General features: G+C 72.6%; 8 protein-coding genes. 6 read left to right on the forward strand and 2 right to left on the reverse strand.

Annotated features, from left to right (window positions below):
- Positions 1 to 8: 8 nt before the first annotated feature.
- Positions 9 to 1058: a septum site-determining protein Ssd gene (gene ssd / locus PV364_RS37490; protein ID WP_319665432.1), complete on the reverse strand. Its 1050-nt coding sequence runs from the start codon at positions 1056 to 1058 to the stop codon at positions 9 to 11.
- A 723-nt stretch (positions 1059 to 1781) separates the two neighbouring features.
- Between ssd and PV364_RS37495 the strand changes: the two genes are divergently transcribed.
- Positions 1782 to 2606, forward strand: coding sequence for an HAD-IB family hydrolase (locus PV364_RS37495; RefSeq protein ID WP_319665407.1), 825 nt, complete (start codon positions 1782 to 1784; stop codon positions 2604 to 2606).
- A gap of 425 nt (positions 2607 to 3031) precedes the next feature.
- On the opposite strand, the gene PV364_RS37500 is transcribed toward PV364_RS37495, so the two are convergent.
- Entirely contained in the window at positions 3032 to 3862 is an 831-nt protein-coding gene (locus tag PV364_RS37500) for an oxidoreductase (protein ID WP_319665408.1), read from the reverse strand.
- A 270-nt stretch (positions 3863 to 4132) separates the two neighbouring features.
- Here PV364_RS37500 and PV364_RS37505 point away from each other — a divergent pair, with 270 nt between their 5' ends.
- The 5 genes from PV364_RS37505 (at position 4133) to PV364_RS37525 (ending at position 12015) form a co-directional block, all read left to right on the forward strand.
- Positions 4133 to 5113, forward strand: coding sequence for an ATP-binding protein (locus PV364_RS37505; protein ID WP_319665409.1), 981 nt, complete (start codon positions 4133 to 4135; stop codon positions 5111 to 5113).
- A gap of 231 nt (positions 5114 to 5344) precedes the next feature.
- The gene (locus tag PV364_RS37510) at positions 5345 to 7690 is read left to right on the forward strand and encodes a SulP family inorganic anion transporter (RefSeq protein ID WP_319665410.1); all 2346 of its coding nucleotides are present in this window, start codon (positions 5345 to 5347) and stop codon (positions 7688 to 7690) included.
- A gap of 193 nt (positions 7691 to 7883) precedes the next feature.
- Positions 7884 to 9845, forward strand: coding sequence for an acetate--CoA ligase (acs, locus tag PV364_RS37515; protein ID WP_319665411.1), 1962 nt, complete (start codon positions 7884 to 7886; stop codon positions 9843 to 9845).
- A gap of 226 nt (positions 9846 to 10071) precedes the next feature.
- Entirely contained in the window at positions 10072 to 11481 is a 1410-nt protein-coding gene (gene nhaA, locus PV364_RS37520) for a Na+/H+ antiporter NhaA (RefSeq protein WP_319665412.1), read from the forward strand.
- A 60-nt stretch (positions 11482 to 11541) separates the two neighbouring features.
- On the forward strand, positions 11542 to 12015 hold the full coding sequence (locus tag PV364_RS37525) for a phage holin family protein (RefSeq protein ID WP_319665413.1): 474 nt from the start codon (positions 11542 to 11544) through the stop codon (positions 12013 to 12015).
- The last annotated feature ends 10 nt before the right edge of the window (positions 12016 to 12025 follow it).

The raw sequence follows: 12025 nt of genomic DNA on the forward strand, positions 1-12025 counted from the left end.
CCCGGCGCTCACGCGGTCACGCTCCCGCCGCTCGGCAGGGCGGCCGCGAGGAACGCGGTGCAGAAACGGGCGAGCGGTCCGCGCACGCCGCCCCCGGGCGGTTCGCCCCCGTCCAGGGACGCGGGCAGCCCGGGCTCGGCCGGCAGCTCACCCGCCAGGGGCAGGCCCACCAGGTCGGCGACGGCCTCGTCGGTCAGCCCGGAGGAGAACGGTCCGCGGACGACGACCCTCAGGTCCCGCAGCACCATGCCCGTCCGGGAGGCGACCCGGCCCGCCGCCGCCACGGCCCGCAGCTCCGCGGGCACGACCAGCAGGCCCACGTCCGTCTGCGCCAGCGCCTCGGTCACGGCCTCGTCCATGCGCCGCGGCAGATCCACCACGACCACTCCGCCACGCCGCCGGGCGGCGCCCATGACCGACCGCATCGCCTGCGGCGGAACGACCACCGTGTCCCCGCGGTCCCAGCTCAGCACACTCAGGGCGTGCGCCCGCGGCAGTGCCTCCTCCAGAGCGCCGCTGTTGACCCGGCCCCGGGACTCGGCGAGGTCCGGCCAGCGCAGACCGGCCACCCTCTCCGCACCGAGCAGCACGTCCAGACCGCCGCCGAGCGGGTCGGCGTCGACGAGCACCGCGCGCCGCCCGGTGCGCGCCGCCGTGACGGCCATCGCGCACGCCAGCGTGCTGGCTCCGGCGCCTCCGCTGCCGCCGACGACCCCGATCGTGAGGGCCGGGTCGCCGACGCCCTCCGCCGCGTCGGCGATCCGGTCGGTCAGCCAGGACTCGGCGTCGGGCAGGAAGGCGACGTGGTCGGCGCCCACGTCCACCGCGCGCCGCCAGACATCGGGGTCGTCGAGATCGCGTCCCACCAGGAGCACACCGCGACGCCGGACCGTGCCCGACAGCCGCCGGGTGTCGGCGGTACCCACCAGCACCAGCGCAGCACGCTCCCAGCTCCGCGGCCCCGGCGGCGCGCCGAAGACCACCTCGGGCTCGGCGCCTGCCGCCGCGCACAGCCGCAGCAGGTCGTCCAGCAGCTCGCCGTCCTCGGTGACGATCAGCGGCCCTGTGCCGTCGCCCGGCCCGGTGGGCGGCCGAGGGCTGCCGTGCCCCGGCTCACCGGGAGGCGCGCCGCCCGCCCTCGCCCCCCGTCGCGTTCCGGGCGCCGGGCCCGGAGGCGCTCCGGGTGGCCTTGCTGACAGCCTTCCGTTCGCCCGATTATCGTCCCGCGTTCCCTTTGTCCCAGCTTTGATTGAATCGACCATGACCTACCCGCACTCCTCGCTCGTTCCGGCCCGCCTCAACGGCACCGGGCATAAGCGCCGAGCACATCTCCGGCGCACCATTTACGGCCAGAGTCGCGCGAGTTGGCGAAAGTTGTTGATCTTGATCGGAATCGGTGGATAACTCAGGGGTTGTGGATATCTCCGCCACCCGTGCGGGTGAGTTCGGCCACTTCCCCTGGACGGCGCACCGGATTCGCAGCGATGACAATGCGTCACGCAAAGTGACGATCACGCAGCATGAAGGGATCCGCCCGCCGACGGCGGTGGAGTGCGGAAAACGGAGCGGGGCCACCCGGGCCTCAGCGCTGAAAGTGTCCCCGGACATGCGACGACCCCCGCCGGGGGGGAGAGCGGGGGTCGTCCCCACGGTCCGACTCGGGGGGGGAGGAGCCAGACCGGGTTAGCACGGTCGCGAACGATCCGTGACTTCCATGGTGTACCCGAAGGCCTTCTCAGGCAAACCCACGCGCTCGAGCTTACGCCGAATGGTGGGTCCCTATGCTCGTCCTCGTGGAAAACCACCTGTCGCCGCGTACCGCCGCGTTCTTCGACCTCGACAAGACGGTGATCGCCAAGTCGAGCACCTTGGCGTTCAGCAGGCCCTTCTATCAAGGCGGCCTCATCAACCGGCGCGCCGTGCTGCGGACCGCGTACGCCCAGTTCGTGTATCTGCTCGGCGGCGCGGACCACGACCAGATGGAGGGGATGCGAAAGTACCTCTCCGACCTCTGCCGTGGCTGGAATGTGCAGCAGGTCCGGGAGATCGTGGCCGAAACCCTCCACGACCTCATCGACCCGATCATCTACGACGAGGCGGCCTCCCTCATCGAGGAGCACCACCTCGCCGGCCGCGACGTCGTCATCGTCAGCGCCTCGGGCGCCGAGGTCGTCGAACCGATCGGCGAGATGCTGGGCGCCGACCACGTGGTCGCGACCCGGATGACGGTGGAGGACGGCCGCTACACCGGCCGGATCGACCACTACGTCTACGGCCCGGCCAAGGCGGAGGCGATCGCCCGGCTGGCCGAGTCCGAGGGTTACGACCTGGAGCGGTCCTTCGCCTACAGCGACTCCGTCACCGACATCCCCATGCTGGAGACGGTGGGGCACCCCTACGCCGTCAACCCCGACCGCGGTCTGCGCCGCGAGGCGGTGTCGCGCGAGTGGCCGGTCCTCACCTTCAGCCGCCCGGTGCGCCTGCACCAGAGGGTGCCGTCGCTGGCGATCCCGACCGGCCCCGCCCTGGCGCTCGCCGCGGTGGGCGCGGCCGCGGCGACCGCCGGCCTGGTCTGGTACGCCACCCGGCGCCGCCGTACGGCCTGACCCCCGCCCGTCGGCACGCCACCGAGCAGCCACGCCGACATGCGGGCACCGCCCGCGCCCGCGCACCACCGAGCCCCGCGGCCCCACCCCCACCACCTGCCCATTTGGCATGGATCACCCCGGTCGTCCCGGTATGCAAAGAAGTGCGGTGAGGACTTCCGGTTCCTCCGCGGGTGCAGTAAAAAGGTCGTAAGGCCCGCGTGACCACGGACATCCGAGAGGAACCCCGTCGTATCAGGCCCCACGGACCGAGCATGACCACCGGGTACCCACGCGACGCAGACCCGCTGACCGGGCCGGCCGCACCAGGTGACGGGCAAAGACCCCGACCTGATGGGCAGACATCGTGCACGCTTGGTAACTCGACGATCATGCCAGCGGCGGCACCTCAGGGTGCCGCCGCAACTTCGTTCTCGGCGTCCCGGTCAGGCCGCGCCGCGCTGCAGCGCCTCGCAGACGGCCACGCTCTCCCGGACACCCAGCCCCAGCGCCTGGCCGCAGTGCGCGATCCACGCGGCCATGCCGTCGGGGGTGCCGGAGAGGTAGCCGCGCAGCGCCTTGAGGTACTCGGCGCGGCCCAGCTCGGCGTGGCCGACCTCGGCGGGGCAGATCGACTTGGGGTCGAGACCGCTGCCGACCAGCACGACGCGCTGTGCGGCGCGCGCCAGCGGCCCGTTGCAGGTGCCGAAGGGGCGCAGGCAGAGCAGCTCGCCGTGCACGACGGCCGCGACGACGAGCGCGGGCGCCTCGCTGCCCGCGAGCAGCAGTTCGGCGAGGCCGTCGAGCCGGGCCACGACCTCGGAGGAATCGGGCAACGGGAATTCCGCCGCCTGCAGCAGGGGCTCGTCGACCGGTTCCCCGGCCAGCCGCGGCCTGCCGACGGTCTCGTCCGGGACGGCGCCTCCGGCCGCGACGAGGTGCAGCCGGGCCAGCGCCTGCAGCGGCGACTGCCGCCAGACGCCGAGCAGTTGGCCGGACTCGGCGGTCAGCCGCAGCGCGGCGCCGACGGTGCGCGATTCGCCGTCGATCGAGAAGTCGCTGCGCCGGCGGACCTCTTCCAGCGCCCAGTCGGCACCGGCGAGCGCGGCCGAGCCGCGGGCCCCGCGCAGTGCGGCCTCGGAGGCCACCTCGTCGGAGCGGCGGCGCATCACCCGGTGCCCGTAGGCCTGGTCCACGGCCTTGCGCACGAGGGCCACGGAATCGGCGACTCCGGGGAGCGAGCCGAGAACGGCGAGCGGATCAGCTGTCGTACCCATGAGTACGACCCTACGCACCCCGGTCGGCGCACCGGCGCGCGAGTGGGGTTCGTCACCCGCGCCGGGAGAGGCGCCCAGAGGCCGCCGAGAGACCGCCGAGAGACCGCCGGGAGATCGCCAGGAGGCCTCCCGGCGGATGCGAAGGATGCGCGGAGCGTCCCCGGAGGGGCCCCTCCATGGAACCGCCACGTCCACCGACGGGTGAACTCCCGGCGTGACACACGGGAAACGCACGGGAACGCGGCAGGGCCGCCACTACGCTTATCGAACATGAAGATCGCTTTCGTCGGAAAGGGCGGCAGTGGCAAGACGACCCTGTCCTCCCTCTTCATCCGCCACCTCTCCGCCGCCGGCGTCCCCGTGGTCGCCGTCGACGCGGACATCAACCAGCACCTCGGCCCGGCGCTCGGGCTCGACGAGGAGGAGGCCGCCGCCTTCCCCGCGATGGGCGCGCACCTGCCGGAGATCAAGGAGTACCTGCGCGGCGCCAATCCGCGGATCGCCTCCGCGCAGACGATGATCAAGACCACGCCGCCGGGGCACGGCTCGCGTCTCCTGCGGGTCACCGAGGACAACCCGGTCTACGGCGCCTGCGCCCGCCCGCTGTCCCTGGAAGGCGGCGAGGCGCGCCTGATGGTCACCGGCCCGTTCAGCGAGTCCGACCTCGGCGTGGCCTGCTACCACTCCAAGGTCGGCGCGGTGGAGCTGTTCCTCAACCACCTGGTGGACGGCCGCGACGAGTACGTGGTCGTCGACATGACGGCCGGCAGCGACTCCTTCGCCTCCGGGATGTTCACCCGCTTCGACATGACCTTCCTGGTGGCCGAACCGACCCGCAAGGGCGTCGCCGTCTACCGCCAGTACAAGGAGTACGCCCGCGACTTCGGCGTCGCGCTGCGGGTCGTCGGCAACAAGGTGCAGGGGCCGGACGACCTGGAGTTCCTGCGGGCGGAGACCGGCGACGACCTGCTGGTGACGGTGGGCCACTCCGACTGGGTGCGCGCCATGGAGAAGGGCCGTCCGCCGTACTTCGCGGCGCTGGAGGAGCCCAACCGCCGCGCGTTGAGGGTCATGCACGAGGCCGCGGACGCCGCGTACGCGTCGCGGAACTGGGAGCGCTACACCCGCCAGATGGTGCACTTCCACCTGAAGAACGCCGAGAGCTGGGGCAACGAGCGCACCGGCACCGACCTGGCCGCGCAGGTCGACCCGGCCTTCGTCCTGGACGAACGGCTCACCCTCACGAGGTAATCGCTCACCCATGCGGGCGAATCTTCATCCAAAGCCCTTTTGTGTGGATTACTCTCCATTTACCGACTCTTGGTAGTAACGAGACCGTCACATTCCGTCGACACCGTTACCCCGGGGTTCGGCAGCAGGACCACCGCGCACCACAGTGCGCAGCACCCGCCGCACAGCCGTGACCACGACCGCGTACGCGCATGCCGCACGCAGCCGCGCCGCCCCGGAGGAGACGGGAACATGCACCCCACACACCAGCCGAAAGCCCAGCCGCCCGGCCGTCCCCGCCGCCCGCAGGGCTCCGGGAAGGAACCACCGCGAGCCTTCGGGCCGCACCCCCAGCCGCCGGGGGGCCGTGACGGCGGTCCCGCCGCGTGGCGGCACGATCTGTCCGCCTCGGTCGCCGTCTTCCTGATCGCCGTCCCGCTGTCGCTGGGCATCGCCCTGGCCACCGGCGCCCCGCTCCAGGCCGGACTGGTCGCGGCGGCGGTGGGCGGCATCGTCGCCGGCCTGCTCGGCGGCGCCCCGCTCCAGGTCAGTGGCGCCGCCACCAGCCTGGTCGTGGTCACCGCCGACCTCGTCCACCGCTACGGCTGGCGCACCACCTGCGCCATCACCGTGCTCGCCGGCGTCTGCCAACTCGCTCTCGGGGCGGTGCGCGTGGCCCGCGCGGCACTCGCCGTCAGCCCCGCGATCGTGCACGGGATGCTGGCCGGCATCGGCGCCGCCATCGCCATCGCCCAGCTCCATGTCGCCCTCGGCGGGCAACCGGACAGCTCGGCCCTGGCCAATCTGGCCGCGCTTCCACGGCAGTTGGCCGCGCCGCACCTCGGGGCGCTGCTCGTCGGGGCGGTGACCGTGGCCGTCCTCGTCCTGTGGCCACGGCTGCCGGGCAGGCCGGGACGGGCGCTGCGTTCGGCCCTTCCGGCGCCGCTGGCCGCCATCGCGGCGGCGACGGCGGTCGGCGTGCCGATCGCGCTGCCGCGGGTGGAGCTCCCCGCGCTGCACGCGGTGGCACTGCCGGGCCTCCCGCACGGGCCCGTCGCCGGCATCGCCGCCGCCGTCCTGACGGTCACGCTGGTGGCCAGCATGGAGTCGCTGCTGTCCGCCGTGGCGATCGACAAGCTGCGCACGGGCCGCGGCGAACCGGGCGACGGCACCGGCGGCCGCGCCGACCTGAACCGCGAACTGCTCGGTCAGGGCGCCTCGAACGTCGTCTCCGGACTGCTCGGCGGGCTGCCGATCGCCGGCGGGGCGATCCGCGGCTCGGCGAACGTCGCCGCGGGCGCGCGCACCCGCCGGGCCACGGTGCTGCACGGCGTGTGGGTCCTGGTGTGCGCCGGTCTGCTGGCCGGGGTGCTGGAGCTGATCCCGCTGGCCGCGCTCGCCGCGCTGGTGATGGTGGTCGGCGTGAAGATGGTGAGCTTCGCGCACATCAGGCATGTGCAGCGGCACCGGGAGTTCCCGGCGTACGCGGCCACGCTGGTCGCGGTCGTCGCCTTCGGCGTCCTCGCGGGCGTCACGACCGGCATCGTGGTGGCGGTCTTCCTGTCGCTGCGGCGGCTGACCCACACCCGGATCACGGTCCTGGAGGAGTCCGGTATCCACCGGGTCCACGTACGGGGTCAGTTGACGTTCCTGGCGGTGCCCCGGCTGACCCGGGCGCTGGCGGAGGTGCCGGACGGGGCAAACGCGGTGGTCACGCTGGACGGCTCCTTCATGGACCACGCCGCGTACGAGAGCCTGCACCACTGGTGCGAGGCGCACCGGGCACGCGGCGGCTGGGCGACGCTGACCGGCCGCACCGGCGCGCCGATCACGGTCCCGGCGACGACGCACGCGTGCCGCCCGTGGACCCCGTGGCGCAACCACCACTGCACCAAGCCGGGCGCCGGGACGGGAGGGGCCGGGCAGCTGGTCGGCGGGCTCAGCGCCTTCCAGCGCAACACGGCCCCGCTGGTCAGGGAGGAGCTGGCGCGGCTCGCCCGGGAGGGGCAGCGGCCCACCCAGCTCTTCCTCACCTGTGCCGACTCCCGCCTGGTCACCAGCATGATCACCTCCAGTGGCCCCGGCGACCTGTTCACCGTGCGCAACGTGGGCAACCTCATGCCGCCGCCCGGTGACGACGCCTCGTGCGACTCGGTCGGCGCGGCCATCGAGTACGCGGTGGAGGTGCTGAAGGTCGGCAGCATCACCGTGTGCGGCCACTCCGGCTGCGGCGCGATGCAGGCGCTGCTCGGCGGGGCGGGCCGGGATCCGGGCGCGCAGACCCCGCTGGCGCGCTGGCTGCGGCACGGACGGCCGAGCCTGGCCCGGATGGAACGGATCGGCCGGCTGGGGCGCGGCGAGGTCGCGGTCGCCGACCGCCCGGTGACGGACGACCTCGAACGGCTCTCTCTGGTCAATGTCGTCCAGCAGCTCGACCACCTGATGGCGCACGCCTGCGTCGCCCGCAGGGTGGCCGAGGGGTCGCTGCAGCTGCACGGGATGTACTTCCACGTCGCGGAGGCCCAGGCGTACGTCCTCGACGCCGGGACCGGCACGTTCGCCGCCGTACGGCCGGAGGAACCGGCCCCGGTCCGCTGACCCCGCCGCACCCACTGTCCCCCGGCCCGCCGGCCGCCCGCCGGCGGGCCGGGGTGCGCGCGGACCGTGCCGGCCGTCGAGCCGTCGCGATGACAGGTCTAAACCAATATTCGCCGCGAACCCTTGTCATCCCGCCCCTGTGCTGGTGAGCTATGGCCTGGGACACACGAGGACCCCTGCGAAGGAGCACGGCGTGAGCAACGAGAGCCTGGCCAACCTTTTGAAGGAGGAGCGCCGGTTCGCTCCGCCCGCCGGCCTGGCGGCCGGCGCCAATGTCACCGCGGAGGCCTACCGGCAGGCGGGCGAGGACCGGCTCGGCTTCTGGGCGGCGCAGGCCCGCCGGCTGGCCTGGGCGAAGGAGCCGACCGAGACGCTGGACTGGTCGAACCCGCCGTTCGCCAAGTGGTTCGCCGACGGCACGCTGAACGTGGCGTACAACTGCGTCGACCGGCACGTGGAGGCCGGCAACGGCGACCGCGTCGCCCTCCACTTCGAGGGCGAGCCCGGCGACACCCGGGCCGTCACCTACGCCGAACTGAAGGACGAGGTCAGCCGGGCGGCCAACGCCCTCACCGAGCTCGGCGTCCGGTCCGGCGACCGGGTGGCGGTCTACATGCCGATGATCCCCGAGACCGTCGTGGCGATGCTGGCGTGCGCCCGCATCGGCGCCGCGCACTCGGTGGTCTTCGGCGGCTTCTCGGCCGACGCCCTGGCCGCCCGTATCCAGGACGCGGACGCGAAGCTGGTCATCACCGCCGACGGCGGTTACCGCCGCGGCAAGCCCTCGGCGCTCAAGCCCGCCGTGGACGACGCCGTCGACCGCACCGAGAGCGTGAGCAAGGTGCTGGTCGTGCGCCGCACCAGCCAGGAGGTGGCCTGGAACGAGGGCCGCGACGTGTGGTGGCACGAGGCCCTGGAAGCGCAGAGCACCGAGCACACCCCGGAGGCCTTCGAGGCCGAGCACCCACTGTTCATCCTCTACACCTCCGGCACGACCGGGAAGCCGAAGGGCATCCTGCACACCTCCGGCGGCTACCTGACCCAGGCCGCCTACACCCACCACGCGGTGTTCGACCTCAAGCCGGAGACCGACGTCTACTGGTGCACGGCCGACGTCGGCTGGGTGACCGGCCACTCGTACATCGTGTACGGGCCGCTGGCCAACGGCGCCACCCAGGTGCTGTACGAGGGCACCCCCGACACGCCGCACCAGGGCCGCTTCTGGGAGATCGTCCAGAAGTACGGGGTGTCGATCCTCTACACGGCGCCCACCGCGATCCGCACCTTCATGAAGTGGGGCGACGACATCCCCGCCAAGTTCGACCTGTCGTCGCTGCGGGTGCTGGGCAGCGTCGGCGAGCCGATCAACCCCGAGGCGTGGATCTGGTACCGCGAGCACATCGGCGGCGGCCGCTGCCCGATCGTGGACACCTGGTGGCAGACCGAGACCGGCGCCATGATGATCTCCCCGCTCCCCGGCGTGACCGAGACCAAGCCCGGCTCCGCGCAGCGCGCCCTGCCCGGCATCTCCGCCACCGTCGTGGACGACGAGGCCAACGAGGTGCCCAACGGCTCCGGCGGCTACCTCGTCCTGACCGAGCCGTGGCCGTCGATGCTCCGCACCATCTGGGGTGACGACCAGCGCTACCTGGACACCTACTGGTCCCGCTTCGAGGGCCGCTACTTCGCCGGCGACGGCGCCAAGAAGGACGACGACGGCGACATCTGGCTGCTGGGCCGGGTCGACGACGTGATGCTGGTGTCCGGCCACAACATCTCCACCACCGAGGTCGAGTCGGCGCTCGTCTCGCACCCGAAGGTCGCCGAGGCCGCCGTCGTCGGCGCCGCCGACGACACCACCGGCCAGGCGATCGTCGCGTTCGTGATCCTGCGCGGCGCCGCCCTGGGCGACGACGGCGACGAGCTGATCGCCCAGCTGCGCGACCACGTGGCCAGGACGCTCGGCCCCATCGCCAAGCCGAAGCGGATCCTCACGGTGGCGGAGCTGCCGAAGACCCGCTCCGGCAAGATCATGCGCCGTCTGCTGCGGGACGTCGCCGAGAACCGCCGGCTCGGGGACGTGACGACGCTGACGGACTCCACGGTCATGGACCTCATCCAGGCCAAGCTCCCCTCCGCCCCCGGCGAGGACTGAGCACACCCCGCGGCACGGACGACGGGCCCCTTCGGGGGCCTTTCGTCCGTCCGGGCGCGTCCTGCGCCCCCGCCGCTGTGTCCGTAAGGTGAAAAGGGCCCGAACGACCCGGCCGCCCCGCCCGTTACGGTGGAGGGCGTTGGAACCGCGACAGAGAACAGGGCGTGCCGGGAAGTCTGGTCGGCGAGGTGAACAGCCGTTGCCGCACCCGACCGGAGGTCCACCCGTGAACGCGTCCACCCGCCGCCGCTCCGTCTTCCTGGGGCGTGTGCCGCTCCTGGAGCGGAACTACGTCGCCGACGCGCTGCGCGCGGAGACCGTCGGCGGCATGCTGCTGCTCCTGGCCGCCGTGGCGGCACTGGTCTGGGCGAACAGCCCGGTGAGCGCCTCGTACACCGCAACCGTCGGCCACCACTTCGGCCCCGCCGCGCTGCACCTGGACCTGTCGGTATCCCACTGGGCGGCGGACGGGCTGCTGGCGGTCTTCTTCTTCGTCGCGGGCATCGAGCTCAAGCGCGAACTGGTCGTGGGTGAGCTGCGGACCCCTTCCGCCGCGGCGCTGCCCGTGATCGCCGCCGTCTGCGGGATGGCGGTGCCCGCGGCCGTGTACGCCGTGGTCAACACGGCGGGCGGGGGCTCGCTGCAGGGCTGGGCGGTGCCGACGGCGACGGACATCGCCTTCGCGCTCGCCGTGCTGGCGGTGCTCGGCACCTCGCTGCCCTCGGCGCTGCGCGCCTTCCTGCTCACGCTCGCCGTCGTGGACGACCTCCTCGCGATCCTGATCATCGCGGTCTTCTTCACCAGCGGCATCGACTTCGCGGCGCTGGGCCTGGCCTTCGCCGGCCTTGTCCTGTTCTGGCTGCTGCTGCGCAAGGAGGTCCGCGGCTGGTACGTCTACGTACCGCTGGCCCTGGTCAACTGGGGGCTGATGCACGCCAGTGGGGTGCACGCCACCGTCGCGGGCGTGGCGATGGGCCTGATGCTGCGCTGCCACCACCGCGAGGGCGAGAAGGTGTCGCCGGGAGAGCGGATCGAGCACCTGGTGCGGCCGGTGTCGGCCGGGCTCGCGGTGCCGCTGTTCGCGCTCTTCTCGGCCGGGGTGCCGGTCACCGGGGGAGCGCTCGGGCAGGTCTTCACCCGTCCGGAGACGCTGGGAGTGGTGCTCGGCCTGGTCGTCGGCAAGACCGTGGGCGTCTTCGGCGGCACCTGGCTGGCGGCGCGTTTCACGAGAGCCGAGCTCAATCCCGACCTCGCATGGGCCGACGTGCTGGCCGTGGCCGCGCTCGCCGGGATCGGCTTCACGGTCTCGCTGCTCATCGGCGAGCTGGCCTTCGCGGGCAACGAGGTGCTGATGCCGGAGGTCAAGGCGGCGGTCCTGGTGGGCTCGTGCACAGCGGCCGCGTCCGCCGCCGTCCTGCTGAAGCTGCGCGACAACAAGTACCGCCGCATGTGCGAGGACGAGGAGCGCGACACCGACCTGGACGGCATCCCCGACATCTACGAATGGGGCAACCCGGAGTTCCATCTGCGCATGGCGGCGATCCACGAGGCGAAGGCGGCCGAGCACCGCAGGCTCGCGGAAGTGGCGCGCTCCGGCGGCACGGACGAGGATGAGTCGGGCATGATCAGGGGGTAGCCGTGTAACCCAGTTGCCCGTTATGACTTCACGACAAAGCGACGAACGACGGAGGACGCGATGAGCCCAGCGGACGTGGACAAGCCCGTGGCGGTGACGGTGACCGCGAACGGCGGCCGCAGTCTCGGCCAGCTCTTCGCCGCGGCCACGGCGGATCTCTCGGAGCTGATCCACGAGGAGATCGCCCTCGCCAAGGCCGAACTCCGGCAGGACGCCAAGCGCGCCGGCATCGGCGGCGGCGCCGTCGGGGCCGCCGGCGTCCTCGCGCTGTTCGCGCTGCCCGTGCTGAGCTTCGCGGCCGCCTACGGCATCCACAACCTGGGCCTGGGCCTCGCCTGGTCGTTCCTGATCGTCGGCGGCGCCTTCCTGGTGCTGGCCGGGCTGCTGGGCCTGCTGGCGATGCAGAAGTTCAAGAAGATCAAGAAGCCGGAACGCAGCATCGCCTCCGCCAAGGAGACCGCGGCCGTGCTCCAGAACGTCAAGCCGCACCCGCGGCCTTCGGAAACGGAGGACACGCCGGCGGTCAAGGTATGACACGCTCAGG

The organism is Streptomyces sp. MI02-7b (assembly GCF_033793585.1).
Lineage (GTDB): Bacteria > Actinomycetota > Actinomycetes > Streptomycetales > Streptomycetaceae > Actinacidiphila.